Source organism: Paeniglutamicibacter cryotolerans, from assembly GCF_014190875.1.
Lineage (GTDB): Bacteria > Actinomycetota > Actinomycetes > Actinomycetales > Micrococcaceae > Paeniglutamicibacter > Paeniglutamicibacter cryotolerans.
The window spans coordinates 1,731,425-1,747,274 of the sequence record NZ_JACHVS010000001.1; the positions used below are offsets into that span (position 1 = coordinate 1,731,425).

At 64.0% G+C, this 15,850-nt stretch carries 15 protein-coding genes and 1 pseudogene; 6 read left to right on the forward strand and 10 right to left on the reverse strand.

Annotated elements, in window-relative coordinates; translation table 11 throughout:
• Positions 1 to 104 precede the first annotated feature (104 nt).
• From E9229_RS08145 to E9229_RS08160, 4 genes are all read right to left on the reverse strand, one after another.
• The gene (locus E9229_RS08145; protein WP_183510728.1) at positions 105 to 467 is read right to left on the reverse strand and encodes an SHOCT domain-containing protein; all 363 of its coding nucleotides are present in this window, start codon (positions 465 to 467) and stop codon (positions 105 to 107) included.
• A 12-nt stretch (positions 468 to 479) separates the two neighbouring features.
• Positions 480 to 917 (reverse strand): DUF6325 family protein, encoded by a 438-nt coding sequence (locus E9229_RS08150; RefSeq protein WP_183510729.1) that lies wholly within the window; start codon positions 915 to 917, stop codon positions 480 to 482.
• A 217-nt stretch (positions 918 to 1,134) separates the two neighbouring features.
• Positions 1,135 to 2,772: a SulP family inorganic anion transporter gene (locus E9229_RS08155; protein WP_312855634.1), complete on the reverse strand. Its 1,638-nt coding sequence runs from the start codon at positions 2,770 to 2,772 to the stop codon at positions 1,135 to 1,137.
• Between the two features lie 293 nt (positions 2,773 to 3,065).
• On the reverse strand, positions 3,066 to 3,275 hold the full coding sequence (locus tag E9229_RS08160) for a hypothetical protein (protein ID WP_183510731.1): 210 nt from the start codon (positions 3,273 to 3,275) through the stop codon (positions 3,066 to 3,068).
• A gap of 499 nt (positions 3,276 to 3,774) precedes the next feature.
• Here E9229_RS08160 and E9229_RS08165 point away from each other — a divergent pair, with 499 nt between their 5' ends.
• The 5 genes and pseudogenes from E9229_RS08165 (at position 3,775) to E9229_RS08180 (ending at position 7,498) form a co-directional block, all read left to right on the forward strand.
• Positions 3,775 to 5,148 (forward strand): IS256 family transposase, encoded by a 1,374-nt coding sequence (locus tag E9229_RS08165; RefSeq protein ID WP_183509542.1) that lies wholly within the window; start codon positions 3,775 to 3,777, stop codon positions 5,146 to 5,148.
• A gap of 111 nt (positions 5,149 to 5,259) precedes the next feature.
• Positions 5,260 to 5,379 (forward strand): annotated as a pseudogene (locus E9229_RS19805) (PLDc N-terminal domain-containing protein); the annotation flags it as partial.
• 21 nt (positions 5,380 to 5,400) lie between these two features.
• The gene (locus E9229_RS19810; protein WP_312855635.1) at positions 5,401 to 5,577 is read left to right on the forward strand and encodes an SHOCT domain-containing protein; all 177 of its coding nucleotides are present in this window, start codon (positions 5,401 to 5,403) and stop codon (positions 5,575 to 5,577) included.
• Positions 5,578 to 5,869: 292 nt separating this feature from the next.
• The gene (locus E9229_RS08175) at positions 5,870 to 6,883 is read left to right on the forward strand and encodes a DUF389 domain-containing protein (protein ID WP_221184409.1); all 1,014 of its coding nucleotides are present in this window, start codon (positions 5,870 to 5,872) and stop codon (positions 6,881 to 6,883) included.
• A gap of 60 nt (positions 6,884 to 6,943) precedes the next feature.
• The gene (locus E9229_RS08180; protein ID WP_183510732.1) at positions 6,944 to 7,498 is read left to right on the forward strand and encodes a potassium channel family protein; all 555 of its coding nucleotides are present in this window, start codon (positions 6,944 to 6,946) and stop codon (positions 7,496 to 7,498) included.
• 26 nt (positions 7,499 to 7,524) lie between these two features.
• Here E9229_RS08180 and purU read toward each other — a convergent pair whose 3' ends face one another.
• The 6 genes from purU to glyA all read right to left on the reverse strand — a co-directional run bounded on the left by purU (position 7,525) and on the right by glyA (position 14,903).
• The gene (gene purU, locus E9229_RS08185) at positions 7,525 to 8,391 is read right to left on the reverse strand and encodes a formyltetrahydrofolate deformylase (protein ID WP_183510733.1); all 867 of its coding nucleotides are present in this window, start codon (positions 8,389 to 8,391) and stop codon (positions 7,525 to 7,527) included.
• Positions 8,392 to 8,516: 125 nt separating this feature from the next.
• Positions 8,517 to 9,122: a sarcosine oxidase subunit gamma gene (locus E9229_RS08190; protein WP_183510734.1), complete on the reverse strand. Its 606-nt coding sequence runs from the start codon at positions 9,120 to 9,122 to the stop codon at positions 8,517 to 8,519.
• The gene (locus E9229_RS08195) at positions 9,115 to 12,030 is read right to left on the reverse strand and encodes a sarcosine oxidase subunit alpha family protein (protein ID WP_183510735.1); all 2,916 of its coding nucleotides are present in this window, start codon (positions 12,028 to 12,030) and stop codon (positions 9,115 to 9,117) included. The genes E9229_RS08190 and E9229_RS08195 overlap by 8 nt, the downstream gene beginning before the upstream one ends.
• Complete coding sequence (locus E9229_RS08200) at positions 12,027 to 12,332, reverse strand: sarcosine oxidase subunit delta (RefSeq protein WP_183510736.1); 306 nt, start codon at positions 12,330 to 12,332, stop codon at positions 12,027 to 12,029. Before E9229_RS08200 ends, E9229_RS08195 begins: the two co-directional genes overlap by 4 nt.
• 17 nt (positions 12,333 to 12,349) lie before the next feature.
• Entirely contained in the window at positions 12,350 to 13,567 is a 1,218-nt protein-coding gene (locus E9229_RS08205; RefSeq protein ID WP_183510737.1) for a sarcosine oxidase subunit beta family protein, read from the reverse strand.
• A 4-nt stretch (positions 13,568 to 13,571) separates the two neighbouring features.
• Positions 13,572 to 14,903 carry a serine hydroxymethyltransferase gene (gene glyA, locus E9229_RS08210; protein ID WP_183510738.1) on the reverse strand — a complete coding sequence of 444 codons (1,332 nt, stop codon included), beginning with the start codon at positions 14,901 to 14,903 and terminating at the stop codon, positions 13,572 to 13,574.
• Positions 14,904 to 15,075: 172 nt separating this feature from the next.
• Between glyA and E9229_RS08215 the strand changes: the two genes are divergently transcribed.
• Positions 15,076 to 15,747 carry a GntR family transcriptional regulator gene (locus E9229_RS08215; protein ID WP_183510739.1) on the forward strand — a complete coding sequence of 224 codons (672 nt, stop codon included), beginning with the start codon at positions 15,076 to 15,078 and terminating at the stop codon, positions 15,745 to 15,747.
• Positions 15,748 to 15,850 lie beyond the last annotated feature (103 nt).

Consider the following 15,850-nt stretch of genomic DNA (forward strand, 5'->3'; position numbering starts at 1 on the left):
AGTACCCCTCACCTTGGTTTCGGATGCGCCACTCGCAGGGGTGGCGCATTTCGTGGTCGGCCAATCGACGGCACGTCAAACAAGACACCGACCGAAGGACGTGGCTAGCCGATCAGCCTCGATTTCGCCGCGACGAATTCCTCTTCGCTGAGAATTCCGGCATCTTTGAGCCCGGCGAGCTTTTGCAGCTCGGCGACGAGGTCGAAGCGGCCATTGCCCGGAACGGCCGCCTGCACCGGCTGCACCGGCTGCGCCGGCTGCACCGGCTGCGCCGGCTGGGCAGACTGCTGCATCATGGCCTGTTGCTGGGCGGCCTCATACTGTTGCTGATCGGTTGCGGACTGGGCTTTTTGCTGCTGTTTCGCGGCCATTCCGCCGGACACGGCGTTGACGGTTCCGGCGACAACGGCCGTCCTCGCGGCCAGGCCCAGCAGGCCCGGACGTCCGCCTCTTCCCATTCGTGGCATGATGATTCTCCTTTAGTTTTCATTCATTGAGCTGACGGCGTCAACGAGACCGTTGACGACCGGTGCGGGGATGCGTTCGACACTCAGTACTTCGGCACCGGAAGCGGCGAACCGCTCGCTGAGCTTCTTGGCCCAGGTGAGCTCAAGCACGACGAGCGCAGCCGAGCTTCCCGGCGGGACGAGCTCGGCGAGCTGCTCGATGTCGTCGTCGCCGGCGATGCCCACGGCGGCCATGTCGGCGCCACCGAATCCGTAGTCCTCGGATTCGTACTCGATCTCGGTAACGGTGACTTCACCATCGGTGTCCTTGGTAATGATCATGAAGTCCAGCAGCCGCACCACTTCGGTATCGAGTAGGTTCCCGAGGGCTTCAAGCACCCCAGCCGAGGGTCGGTCGCCCTCCAAACCAACAAGGTAGAGCTCTACGGGCCCAAAAGTGAACTGTGCCATGGCATGATTCCTTTCTCGAGGTTGCTGATTTCCGAGCCGGCAGTCGAGACGACGGCGGGCAACGTTGGATCCACCATGATGTTGGCGGCTTCTCCGCGCGATCCACAGTTCGGTTCCGTTTGGGGGATGCCGTGATTGTCCTCGGCTTGCAAATAGCCGAGCACGGTGTCCAACCCATGGATAGGAGGGCTCGCTCCGGGGATCGATGCACCCATGGCTAGGCCTCTCCGGGCGGCAGATCGGAGAGGCGGTTGTCCCTTGAGAGGGCAGCAATGGCAGCGCGATTGGTCGGGAAGACAGTGTGTTCATCGAGCAGTTCCAGACGCCTGAGACGGTGTTTTGCCTCAGGGCGCACCCGGCTGAAGCTCGGTGCCACCTGGTGTTCGGAAAGCCAAGTCTGGAGCCCTGCGAACGATTCGGCACCCGTGACGTCGATGTCGGTCATAGCCTCCATGTCGATCACGAGGTGATCCACCAAATCTGGGCCCGCCGATTCAATGGCCCCCCTTTCGGCCTGAACAAACATGTCGCTGTTAGCGAAGAACAAGGGGGCGGCGAGTCGGATCACAATGACTCCCGGAGCTGAAACGGAGCCAGCGGGAACGTCGTCCAGAAGAGACTCTCCCAAGTCACCGGAGGCCTGAAGCACATCGACAGCGGGGTTGGATGCACGTTTGGCCATATTAACGAGCGTGAGCACGAACGCCACGATGATGCCCATGATCGATCCAACGAACAGCGTGACCAGAAAGCAGAACACGCCGACGGTAAATTCACAACGGTACTTGCGCCACAACTCCTCGAACTCCCTGATACCCAGCAACGGTATGATCGCCACGCTCACAACAGCGCCGATCGCCGGTGACGGTATATCGGCCAGAATGCCCGTGCCAAAAAGCAGCAGCAGAAGTGTCCCGAGAGCCATCACCAGTGAAGGCAGTTGGGTTCGGGAACCGGCCTGGTCGACCGCCGCTGTTCGAGACGTGGAAGAACCCACGGTAAAGCTCGCTGATGCCCCGGCCGCGATGTTGCCCAAACCAAAAGCCAGAAAGTCGCGGTTGGGGCTGGTCTTATAACCCCGCTTCTCGGCGTAGGGACGTGAGAGGAGAAGTCCCTCCGCCGTCGACACCATGGTGAGGGCCAGGGCCGAAGGGATGAGCACAAGCCACATCGACCACTCGATCACCGGCCAGGACAGCCTTGGCGGTCCGGCCGGCACCTCGCGCAGCACAGCGACACCGGCCTGCTGGTCATTGGTGAGGAGCACGAAGGCCGTAGCGGCGACGAGTACTACGAGCGCCCACGGAACCACGGCGTGTAGGCGCCGTCCTCCCAAGAGTACGAGAACCGAGCCCACGACTATGAGTAGCGAGAACACGCTGATCGTGTTGAGCCCCATGATCAGTTGACCGAGCTTTTCCGTAAACTCGGCCACCGAATCGACGTGTACCCCCAGCACCTTCGCAACCTGGCTCACCATGATGTTCAGCACCAAAACTACGACGAACCCGAGGAGGATCGGTTTGGACCGGAAATTCGCCAGGAAACCAAGCCTGAACATCGCCAGGAGCAAGAACATGATCCCGACGATGATTGCCTGGGCCAGTGCAAGGGTCGCATAGTCGGCGCTCCCGGCGATGGCGAGTCCTGCGAGTGAGGATGCCACGAGGGCGGAAGCAACGGCATCCACCGAGACCACCAGCTGGCGCGATGACACGGTGAGCGCATAGATGATCGTCGGGAGGACCAGCGCGTACAGGCCAGCGGTGGCTGGCAATCCCGCGATTTGGGCATATCCGATATTGAGGGGAATCGCGATCGCGAGCAGCGATACTCCGGCCAAGAGCTCGCGCACGAGATTTGTCCTGCTGAGCCCCACCAAAGGTCTCCGCATGATTTCCTCCGAGGGCTCGGTTTCCTGAGCATATGCTCCTGCATTCCCAGGCTTCACGGCATCACCCGTGGAGGGTGATATCCGGAAGCATGCCGACGGATGCAGCATCTACGTCGGCCATCGCGGATCGCGAGGGCCGACTGCGATTCCCGAGCACACCACCCGGCACTCTGCGGGCAGGGGGCCGGCACACCTGATGCAAAAACGAATCTTCGTGTTCACCTACTTGTTGTCCAGAGCGGGAGTGAACAACCTTATGACGGCTCATCGCGTACATGGACCTCGGCGATCTCCAAGCCCATGTCGGCAATGCGAGTGAGGATCCCGTGGAGCTCAGCCTGGTCATGGAGCATGCCCGTCAGCACCGTCGTCGACGGTGCCAGCTGCACTGCATCGAACTCGGGGAACGCCGCAGCCAGGGTGGCGGACAGGGCATAGGGAAGTCGGATTTCATATCGTTTCATTCGGGTAAACCACCTCCGGATGCAGAAGACCTTGTCATTCTCCCGTCGAGCCGCAGTCCACATATCACCTCGGACGGGTGAGCTACGATTTGCCCCATGAATTCCTTCAATGGCTGATTGGCGTACGCAGCAGGAGCCTGGTCCGGAGCAAACAGGTCAGTAGCCGGTCAAGTCACGCATCACAGTGTGGGCGGACTTCGAAAAAACGGCCTACTGGGAACACGCATGATGTCGAATTCTCGGCAGGCCCCGGTTATTGATGATCAGGGTGCGCTGTCGTTCATGGAAAGTCACCCTTATTGGGTGTTGGGCGAGGTTCGTTTCCCCCGTAGAAAAGTTAAAGGCCTCGGAATCAGCCGCAGGCATCGACGTGGAGGAGTGTTTCTCATGAATTTTTGGAATAGTTTTTGGGACATCATTTGGTTCTTCCTGTGGGGGTTTGAGCCTGTCAGATGGAGTGTGTAAATGACCTAGTCACCATCTGATTCAGAGGACAATTATGACCGTGATAGAACGCAAAAAACCGGCAGGGAAAGTAGACGCCTCGGCAGCGGCCGAGCGCATGGCCGCCGTCGGGAACATGGAAGAACTCAAGGCCTCGGGGGCCTTCGATGAGCTGATGGGCCAGATCGACCGCGGCGAGATCGAACTCGATGGCAAGGACGGGTTCATCCAGCACCTGATCCGGGCCGGTCTGGAACGGGGCCTGAAGACCGAATTGACCGAGCACCTGGGCTACGAGAAGCACGAGTACGCCGGCCGCGAGGTCACGAACTCCCGCAACGGTTCCTACCCCAAGACGGTGTCCACCAGCGCCGGGGACATCGACCTGGCAGTACCGCGGGACCGGGCCGGGACCTTCGTCCCGCGCCTGGTTCCCAAGGGCACCCGGCATACCGGGCAGCTGGCGGACATGATCGTGAGCCTCTATGCCGGGGGCATGACGGTGCGGGACATCGAACACCACCTGGCCTCCACCCTGGGCACCGAACTCTCGCGCGAGACGATCTCGAAGATCACCGACGAGATCCTTGACGAGGTCATCGCCTGGCAGAACCGCCCCTTGGATCCGATCTACCCGATCATGTACCTGGATGCGATCGTGATCAAGGTCCGCGACGGCGCGCACGTGAAGAACAAGGCCGCGCACATCGCCGTGGGCGTGGACATGGACGGGATCAAGCACGTGCTGGGGATCTGGATCGCCGCGGCCGAGGGCGCGAAGTTCTGGGCGCAGGTCTGCTCCGAGCTGGCCAACCGCGGGGTGAAGGACGTGCTGATCGTCTGCTGCGACGGGCTCACCGGTTTCCCCGAGGCCATCGAGGCGACGTGGCCCCACGCGACGGTGCAGACCTGCGTGGTGCACCTGATCCGTTCTTCGATGCGTTTCGTTTCCTACGCAGACCGGCAGAAGGTCGCCGCCCAGCTGCGGCTCATCTACACGGCCCCGAACGAGGAAGCCGCCGGTGCGGCCCTGAAGGAGTTCAGCGACGGCGAGTGGGGCACCAGGTATCCGGCGGCGGTGAAGACGTGGCAGAGCGCCTGGGAGCGTTTCACCCCGTTCCTCGCGTTTCCCCCTGCCTTGAGGAAGGTCATTTATACGACCAATGCCATCGAGTCGTTGAATTTCCAACTTCGAAAAGTCACCAAGAACCGTGGTCACTTCCCTAACGACGCGGCCGCGGTGAAGCTGCTGTGGTTGGCGATCTGCAACATCGAGGACAAGCGCGCCATCGAACGTGCCAAGGTCCGGGCCGGCACCCGGGCCTCCAGCGGACGCCTCCTGGAGGGGGCCAAGACCACCGGTTGGAACCAGGCCCTGCAGTACCTGTGCCTGACCTATCCCGAACGCGTGGAAGCCTACCTGGATTAGAATCGAATCTTCGCCTTAAAGGGCCTCAAGGATTAGAGCAAGAAACACTATCTGACTAGTTCATTTACACAGACAACTTGACAGGCCCGGGGGTTTGCCTTCGTTGCCTACCTGTTTGCCCTGTTTGCGGTCATCAGCGACCTGTTCCGAGACCGGGCACTGAACGGCTGGTGGAAGGCGCTCTGGATTATCCTGCTGGTATTCGTTCCGTTCCTGACTGCGCTCGTCTACTTGATTGTCCGGGGCAAGGGCATGGCGGAGCGAAGCTACGAATACGCCAGTCACGCGCAGGCCGCGACCGAGCAGTACATCAAGGGCGTGGCGGCAACCAACCCCGCGGACGAAATCGAGAAGGCGAAGACATTGCTGGATGCCGGGACGATCACCCAAGAGGAGTACCAAGGGCTCAAGGCCCGTGCACTTCGCTGAGTGGCATGCCCCGTTCACTATTGCCCGACCCCGGCAAAGCCGCTGCGGGGATTCGCCGTCTCGGAACGTCCCGCCCGGGAAACGGGGTTCGGAATTGGGGGCCAGGGGTGGTGGTCGCGACGCGTTGGTGACGGGCCTGTCGCCGACCGGAGGCGATAGGGGGGCGCTATCGGCGGATTCTGTCTGACTCGTAGGTGTTCAATGACCACGAACCTGCCCTAGTGTTTCCATGAATCTATGGGGCACGTCTCCACTGTTGTGGAGGCGTGCAGCGGCCGTCCTAGGAGGAACAGTGGATACGAGCAGCAGGCCCATCCGCAACGACATCGAGACCATGCGCAATACGGTGCTCTTTGACGGACCGGATCGGGGACATCGGCTCAGCCGATTCTGGATGCTGCTGACGCTTTCCTCCATGCTCGCTGCCGCGGGCGTCGTGGCGGACTCCACGGCGACGGTGATCGGAGCCATAATCGTCGCGCCTATGCTGCTGCCCATCCAAGGCACCACGCTGGCGACGGTGCTGGGCGATCGCACGAATCTCGTTCGATCCGTGCTGCTGGTCATTCTGGGAGCAGCCGCTTCCCTCGTCATCGGGTACCTGATCGGCCTGGTAGTGGTGAACGATGTCGTGGCAGAGACCAACTCACAGGTAGCCAGCAGGGTGAGCCCGGGGCTGATCGACATACTGGCGGCTCTTGGGACGGGGGTCGTCGGATCCATCGCGCTGGTTCGCCGGGATATTTCAGATACCCTCCCGGTGGTTGCGATAGCGATTTCCCTGGTTCCGCCCCTGGTGGTCGTGGGCCTCGCCCTGGAAGCGGGAGCATACTCACAGTCGCTCGGGGCACTGCTTCTTTTCGTCACGAATGTCACTGCGATCCTCGCCATCGGGATCGTGGCCATCGGGATCGTGGTGATGGCCTTGTACGGTATTTACCGCGGACCCATTTCCCCAGACGTCAGCGGACGGAAGACGGTGAATCGGAGGAAGGCCGTCCTCGTGATCTTCACGATGATGCTCATCGTCGGGATCCCGCTCACTATCTCCAGTATTGGCAGCAGCACCAGCGCACTGCGGGAAAGTGCCGTTCGCACGGCAGCCGAAACATGGACACGCGCCGAGGGCTGGGATCTACTCGATGTCACCACGGACTACGACGGCATGAAAGCCAGGGTCACCGGCCCGTTGCCGATCCCCGGTGTCGGACCGTTCAAGAAACTTCTCGTTGATTCGGGGATAGACACCCAAGACATTGATATCGATCTCGTTCCGTCGTACATCGTGAAGCTCGAAGGTCCGTGAGCACATCGATGGCACGCGGTACGTCAAGTTATGCATTGTGAGCAAAGGCTGGAACACGTGATGAGTCAAAAGAAGAGCCCGCTGGATTTCACGAAACTTGCTCCAGGCGGAAGGATCCGCGTTCTTCTTTTCGCAGTGATGCGAGCGGTCCTGGTGCTGTTGGCCATGTTCTTGCTGTACTTCCTCATTCCCGTCGCTGGGTTCAATGCAAACAATCCCACGGGGGCCTGGATCAGGCTCCTGGCAGTAATCGTGGTTTTTCTGACGATTTTGGTCCTGCAGCTGCGCTTCGTGCTCTTTGCCAGCGCTCCGCAAATCAGGGCGGTGGAGGCCGTGGTGGAAAGCGTCGTGGCGTTCGTGCTCTTGTTCGCTTGGCTCTACGTGTCGCTATCGACGACCGAGCCGGCCTACTTTAGCGAGCTGCTGGACAAGGTAGATGCCCTCTATTTTACGTCCAGCACATTTTCCACCGTCGGATTCGGTGACATTGTCGCCACGTCGAAACTGACCAGGGGCTTGGTCTCGATCCAGATGATCTCCGGACTGGGAGTTCTGGCCTTGACGGCCAAGGCCGCATTTCTGATGGCCCAGAAAGCGGAGAGCCGAAGGCCCTGACCTGCTGCCGGGGCATCGGGTTTCGGTCAGCGCAACACGACGGTGCGGTTCCCGTCGAGGAACACCCGGCTCTGGCAGTGCCATTTCACCGCATTGGACAGCGCCTTGCATTCGCTGTCGCGGCCGGCGGCGATCAGGTCTGCGGGGGAGAAGGTGTGGTCAACCTCGACGACCTGCTGGGCGATGATCGGGCCCTCGTCAAGCTCGGAGTTCACATAATGAGCCGTCGCACCGACGGTCTTCACCCCACGCTCGTACGCCTGGTGGTAGGGCTTGGCGCCCTTGAAGCTGGGCAGGAACGAATGGTGGATGTTGATGGTCTTGCCCGTGAGCCGGCGGCTGAGGTCGTCGCTGAGCACCTGCATGTAGCGGGCCAATACGACCAGTTCGACGTCGTAGTCGTCGAGGAGTTCAAGCAGCCGGGCCTCTGCCGCCGGCTTCGTCTCCCGGGTGACCGGCACGTGGTAATACGGGATGTCATGCCATTCCACCAGCCCGCGGTGGTCCTCGTGGTTGGAGACCACAGCGACGATGTCGATGGGAAGTTCGCCCATGCGCGAGCGGTAGAGCAGATCGTTGAGGCAGTGCCCGAATTTGGAGACCATGATCAGCACCCGGCGTTTGGTTCCCCGTGGTTCCAGCGTCCATTCCATGTTGAACCGCGCGGCGACCGGGCCGAACGCGGCACGCATGGCGTCGGTCAGCTCCGGGGCGTCTGCACCCGAAACATCGAGGCGCATGAAGAACCTGCCGGCGGCCGGATCGCCGAACTGCTTGAGCTCGACGATGTCCCGGCCCTGCTCAAACAGGAAGCCGGAGACGGCGTGCACGATCCCCGGCCCCTCGGGGCACTGAACCGTCATGATGTGTTCGACCTCGTTGACCGCTTCCATGCCCCGCCACTTCCCTGTTTTTCGTGATGTGTTGTGTATGCCCGGCGGTGAACCACCGGACAAGCGGGGCGGGGTCCGGACCGTTGGAATCCGTCCGCACGCCCACCCCGCCGATCGGTCCCCGGCTATCCGGCGGCCGTGTACTCCACCATGGCATCGAGCAACCAGTGCGCCGTGTAGTCGGCGAACGAGGCCCGCGGCAGGATCCGGAAGGTGTCCGGAGCCGTGCGCCAGAGCAATACCGGGACCGGGCCGAGCGTGGTGGAGATGGCGGTTCCGACGGCGAAGGAACGCGGGTGCAGATCCGCAGGGCAGCCCTTCTCCAACACGTCCCGGCTCTTGGGACCGGACAGTTCGAGCGTGGTGCGGTTTGCCGAGAGATCGACCACCGCACCGGGTTCGTTCCCGAGCGCTTCGGTCAGCGGACCGGCGCTGCCGGTGCCATCCGGTGCGATCAGCAGGAATTCGTCGGGCCCCTGCCAGAGCACGGCGATGCCCGAGGCGTCCCCGGCGACCTGGCCGACCGAGCCCGGAAGCCCGACCCCGGTGGCGGCGGCCAACGCGGTATGGGCGTCGCTGCCGGGGTCGGCGCGCAACCCCGTCATTTCCATGAAGACGAGCTCGCGCAGGCTCACCACGGCCTCCAGGCCAGCGGCTGCCAGCTCGGTTGTGCGGTGTGCCAGCGGCGAACGGCGCAGCACTGAAATATCGTCAAGGACCTGTTCAGCCATCTCGACGGCTCCCTTCAGGATCGAAAAGCACTGTTTCGGAAACGAGGACCTCGACGAGGTCCCCCTTGATGGGGGCGAAGAGCGTTTCGCCGATGCGGTTGCGTCCGTCCTTGATCAGCGCCATGGCGAAGCTGCGTCCCAGTGCCGCCGAATGGTAGCTGGAGGTCACATAGCCCTCCATCGGCACCGGACCGGCCTCGGGGGTGATCGGGGTGCCGGCGTTCACCAGTTGGGCGCCCTCGGGCAGCCGGTAGCCGGTGTCCACCGGGAGCACGGTGACCAGGTGCTTGCGGTCGGTGCGCAGGTTGTCCACCCGGGTGAACGAGCGCTTGCCTACGAAGTCCTTGACCTTGGACACGACCCAGCCCATCGACGCGTCGTCCGGTGTGACAGTGCCGTCGGTGTCCTGGCCGACGATGATGAAGCCCTTTTCGGCGCGCAGCACGTGCATGGTCTCGGTGCCGTAGGGGGTGATATCGAATTCGGCACCCGCCGCCACGACGTCTTCCCAGACCTTGAGCCCGAACCAGGAAGCCGTATTGATCTCGTAGGCCAGTTCGCCGGAAAAGGAGATCCGGCAGATGCGCGCCTCGATGCCCGATTCCAACGTGGTTTCCCGGAACTCCATGAACTTGAAGGCCTCGTTGTCCAGATCCAGGTCCGGGGCTAGCTTGGCCATCACGGCGCGGGACTTCGGACCCACGACGGCGACGGTCGAATACTGCTCGGTGACCGATGTGCACACCACGTCGAGCTCCGGCCATTCGGTCTGCAGCCATTCCTCCAACCAGTCCAGCACCTTGGCGGCGCCACCGGTGGTGGTGGTCATCAGGAAACGGTCCTCGTCCAGGCGAAGCGTCACGCCGTCGTCGAGGATCATCCCGTCCGCCGTGCACATCAACCCGTAGCGGGCCATGCCGGGGGCCAGCTTCTTGAACGCGTTGGTGTACATCCGGTTCAGGAACTCGCCGGCGTCCTTGCCGCGGATCTCGATCTTGCCCAGTGTGGTGGCGTCCATGACGCCGACCGATCCGCGCACGGCTGCGCATTCGCGCAGCACCGCAGCGTCCATGTCCTCCCCGGGAAGCGGGTAGTACCAGGGGCGCTTCCATTGGCCGACATCCTCGAACAGGGCTCCGTTGTCCACATGCCAGGGGTGGATGGAAGTCAGCCGGGCCGGGTCGAAGAGCTCGCCGCGCTGGCGTCCGGCCAAGGCGGCGAAGGCGACCGGGGTGTAGGGGGCACGGAACGCCGTGGTGCCGATGCCCGCCACGTCGTTGGTGCCCAGCGCGGCGGCAATCACGCCGATGGCGTTGACCCCGGAGGTCTTGCCCTGGTCGTTGGCGGTGGAGATGGAGGTGTAGCGCTTGATGTGTTCCACCGACCGCAGGCCGGCGCCGGTGGAACGCAGCACGTCGGCCACGCTCTGGTCGCGCTGGAAGTCCACGAAGTGGTGCTTGTAGTCGGTGTCTTCGCCCTTCAGCCCCGGAACCAGCCATAGTGCGCGGGTCTCGGAGGGGTGTTCGGCAGGGGCCATCGGCACGATGGCGGTGGTGGGGAAGCCCGCCGCCGTGGCGGCGGCGGCACCGGCTGCCGCACCCTGGCTGAGCGCCGCAGCCAGCTCGAGCCGGCCGTTCATGGCGCCGGCGGTTCCCTGGTGCTCGACCGGATGGCCGGGGACGAAAGCCGAAAGGGACTCGTCCCAAGCGAGCCGTCGTTCACGCTGCGAGTGCAGGTGGACCACCGGGTTCCAGCCGCCGGAGACCGCGAGTACGTCGGTGGCGATGGTTTCGGTGGTGCCGCTCAGCGCGCCGTCCGCATCGATGGCGCTGACGGTAACGGCCGAGAGCGACCCGTCGGGGTGGGCGGAGGTATCGGCGACGACGGATGCGGTGAGGACCCGGATCCCGCGGCCCACTGCCTCTGCCGCTGCCAGGGAGACCGAATCCCGGGCGTCGATGACGACGGGCACCTCGATGCCGCGGTCCAGCAGGTCATTGACCAGCGCGTAGGCCGAGTCGTTGGTGGTTGCCACGACCACTTCGGACCCGACGGCCACGCCGTAGCGGTTCAGGTAACTCCGGGCGGCCGAGGCGAGCATGATGCCGGGGCGGTCGTTGTTCTCGAACACCAGCGGACGCTCGTGGGCGCCGGTGGCAAGCACCACGCGGGCGGCACGCACGTGCCAGACCCGTTCGCGGGAGACGCCGTGTGCCGGTTCGGCGCCGAGGTGGTCGGTGCGGCGCTCGAGCGCGAGCAGGTAGTTGGCGTCGTAGCTGCCGAAGACGGTGGTGCGTGGCAGGTAGCTGAACTCCGCTGCGGCCTCCAGTTCGGCGCGGGTGGCGGCGATCCAGTCGAGCGCCGGCATCCCGTCAATCATCTCCCCGTTGCCCGACAGCAGCGAGCCGCCGGCTTCGGGCTGTTCATCCATGAGGATGACCCGGGCGCCGGAGCGGGCCGCTTCGCGGGCCGCCGCCAGTCCGGCGGGGCCGGCGCCGACCACGAGCACGTCGGTGTGCACGTGCTTGCGGTCGTAGAGTGCCTCGTCCTTGCGCGGATCGAGCTGGCCCAGGCCGCTGAGCAGCGAGACGGCCATGCCGTCGGTGATTTCAACGGTGGGCGCCGGAAGCATCGACTCGTTCACGTGTCCGGCATACCGGGCGGCGATCTTCACCAGTGCGTTTGCCTCCTCGACACCGGCTGACATGATGCCGCGCGGGCGGCCCAGGTACAGCGAATTGCCGCAGCTGCGGATCCCCGAGGCCAGCATGGCCGAGGCGATCGAATCACCGGGGTGTCCGGTGGCTACTCGCCCGTCGATGTCCAGGTTCAGCGTGGTGCCGCGGTCGATCCGGGCGTTGGGTACGGCTGCCGCATCAAGGCGGCGGGGGGCTGCTGCCGTGCTCATTTCGATCCTCCCGTGGCGGGTGTTGCGGCGATGTCCGGGCGGGGATCGCCCGGTTTGTAGACTGCCTTGAATTCGTAGGTCACCGTGTCGCGGATGGCGTTGAACCAGCGGCGGCAGCCGGTGGAGTGCATCCAGCGTTCGGCGAACAGGCCCTTGGGGTTCTGGCGGTAGAAGAGGAACCGTGACCATTCCTTGTCGCTGAGCGCGGCGGGGTCCTGGGGGTAGGCAACATGGGCCTGGCCACCGTAGTGGTATTCGTTTTCGTTGCGGGGCCCGCACCATGGGCATGCAATGAGCATCATCGGAAGTGGTTTCCCTTCTAGTGGGCCACGGCTGCGGCGCCGTGTTCGTCGATGAGGTGGCCTGTTTCAAAGCGGTCAAGCGAGAACCCGGCGTTGAGCTGGTGTGGTTCGTCGTTGGCAATGGTGTGGGCGAAGGTGTAGCCGGCGCCCGGGGTTCCCTTGAAGCCACCGGTTCCCCAGCCGCAGTTCACATAGAGCTGGTCGATCGGGGTCTTTGAAACAATCGGGGAGGCGTCCATCGTGGTATCCACGATGCCGCCCCAGGTACGCAGCACGTGGGCCCGTGCAAAGATCGGGAAGAGTTCGACGGCCGCTGCCATCTGCTCCTCGATCACGTGGAAGGCGCCGCGCTGGCCGTAGCCGTTGTAGGAATCGATGCCCGCGCCCATGACCAGTTCGCCCTTGTGGGCCTGGGAGACGTAGACATGGACGTGGTTCGACATGACCACCGTCGGGTGGACCGGTTCGTGCAGTTCGGAAACCAGTGCCTGCAACGGGTGGGACTGGATCGGCAGTTCGAAGCCGGCCAGTTCGGCCAGTACCGAGGAGTGCCCGGCGCCGCAGAGCGCCACCTTGCCGGCGTTGATCCGCCCGCGGTTGGTCTCCACGCCGACGACCCGGTTGCCGTCCTTGATGATCCCGGTGACCTCGCAGTTCTGGATGATGTCCACGCCCATTTCGTCGCACTTGCGGGCAAAGGCCCAGGCGACGTGGTCGTGCTTGGCGATGCCGGCGCGGGGCTGGTAGGTGCCGCCCATGACCGGGTAGCGGATGTCATCGTTGATGTTGATGATCGGGCAGAGTTCCTTGACCTGCTCCGGGGTGATCCACTCGGCGTCGACCCCGTTGAGCTGGTTGGCATAGACCCGGCGCATCGATTCACGCACGTCGCCCAGGGTATGGGCGAGGTTCATGACGCCGCGCTGGGAGAAGAGGAAGTCGTATTCGAGTTCCTCCGGCAGCTGCTCCCAGAGCTTGAGCGAGTGCTCGTAGATGCCGGCCGATTCGTCCCAGAGGTAGTTGGAACGGATGATCGTGGTGTTGCGGGCCATGTTGCCGCCGGCCAGCCAGCCGCGCTCGAGCACCGCGATGTTCGTCATGCCGTGGTTCTTGGCCAGGTAGTAGGCGGTGGCCAGGCCGTGCCCGCCGCCGCCGACGATGACGGCATCGTAGGACGGCTTCGGGTCCGGGTTGTGCCAGAGGAAATCCGGGTGCTCCGGAAGGATGTCTGCCATGGTCTTAGGCTCCTGTCGGGGAAGAGAGGTTTTCCAGTTCCGGGTACAGCGGGTGCGCCGCGGCCAGTGCGTGGACCCGGGCCCTGAGCCCGTCCAGCACGGCGGCTTCGGCGTCGGCCCCTGCGACCAGGGTTTCGGCGATGAGGTCGGCGACCTCGGCGAAGGCCGCGGCGGAGAAGCCGCGGGTGGCCAGGGCCGGGGTTCCGATGCGCAGTCCGGAAGTCACCATCGGCGGGCGCGGGTCGAACGGGACGGCGTTGCGGTTCACCGTGATGTCGACCTTGGCCAGCAGGTCCTCGGCGACCTGCCCGTCGAGGGCCGACGCACGCAGGTCGACCAGCACCAGGTGCACGTCGGTGCCGCCGGTGAGCACGCTGATGCCCGCTGCCGCGACGTCCCCGCGACCGAGGCGTTCGGCCAGGATGGCGGCGCCTTCCAGCGTGCGGGCCTGGCGCTCGGCGAACTCCTGCGTGGCGGCGATCTTGAACGCGACGGCCTTGCCGGCGATCACGTGTTCCAGCGGGCCGCCCTGCTGCCCGGGGAACACGGCGGAGTTGATTTTCTTGGCGATCTCCGCGTCGTTGGACAGGATGATCCCGCCGCGAGGTCCGGCCAGCGTCTTGTGCGTGGTGGAGGTGGTGACGTGTGCGTGCGGCACCGGGCTGGGGTGCAGCCCGGCGGCGACCAGCCCGGCGAAGTGCGCCATGTCGACAAACAGGTACGCGCCGACCTTGTCGGCAATCTCGCGGAAGCGGGCGAAGTCCAGCTGGCGCGGGTAGGCGGACCAGCCGGCGACGATCAGCTTCGGCCGGTGCTCCAGCGCCAGCGCCTCGACGGCGTCCATGTCCACAATCAGGGTCTGCTCATCGACCCCGTAGGGGACGATGTTGTACAGCCGGCCGGAGAAATTGATCTTCATGCCGTGGGTCAGGTGCCCGCCGTGGGCCAGGTTCAGTCCCATCACCGTATCGCCGGGGCGGATCAGTGCGTGAAACACCGAGGCGTTGGCCTGGGTGCCGGAGTGCGGCTGCACGTTGGCGTAGGCCGCGCCAAACAGGCCCTTGGCCCGCTCGATGGCGAGGGTTTCGATGACGTCGACCTCCTCGCAGCCGCCATAGTAGCGGCGGCCCGGGTAGCCCTCGGCGTACTTGTTGGTCAGCACGGATCCCTGTGCCTGCATGACGGCGAGGGCGGTGTGGTTTTCCGAGGCGATCATTTCCAGGCCATTGCGCTGGCGGGCAAGCTCGGCGTCGATGCGCTCGGCGATTTCCGGATCGAGGCTCGAGATGTCCTGTGTCAGCGTCGATTCCACGAGGGTCGAATTCAGGGGGGTCATGGTGTCCTTCACGCTTGGCGCACAAGTTGTCGCGAATTGATATATCAGAACTTCCACTAAAGGTATGATGGGGATCACAATGTGTCAATGGGTGCGGGTAACGGATTCCCGATCCACGTAATGTGGCGGGTCACCACCACCCCGCCGCTACCGACGAGCCAGGAGTAGTTCGATGAGCAGCCTTTCACTTGCACCGGATGCCGCCATGGAGCCGGTGTCGCTTGCCGAACGGGCCTACCGCGACATCCGCGACAGCCTGATCATGCTCGATATCCGGCCTGGTGACCCGATCCACGACGGCGCCCTTGCCCTTCGGTTGGGCGTGGGGCGGACTCCGGTACGCGAGGCGCTCAAGCGGCTGGAAACGGACCATCTGGTGGTCTCCTATCCGCGCCGGGGAACCTTTGCCACCATCGTGGACATCACCGAGCTCGCCGAGGTGTCGGAGCTGCGCCGGGTGCTGGAGCCGCTCGCCGCCCATAAGGCCGCCGCCACCGCGTCGGATGCGTTGCGTGCCGGCCTTGGCTCGTTGGCCCGCGACATCGAGAAGCTCGGCGAGCGGGAAGTCGACAAGCGCGGGCTCATGCAATATGACCTCGAGGTGCACCGGATGATCTATCGCGCTGCCGGCAACAGGCATCTGGAAGACACGCTGATTCGCCTGGATAACCTGGCCACCAGGATCTGGTGCATGGTCTTGGACCGGGTTCCCTCGGTGGCCGGGCACATCGAGGAGCATGTCCAGCTGCTCGATGTCATCGTCGCCGGAGAGGCGGACCGCGCAGCTGAATTGGCCCTTGCCCACATCGCTGGCTTCGAGCGGACGATTAGAGCCGTGCTTTAAGGCGGAGGTGCGAGCGGTCGTTTCCGCGGCAAAGGGGCCGGTGCCCATCGGCGCCGGCCTTTTGCGTGCAAGGTCCCACCGGCAGGGAGGTGCTCGGAACCCC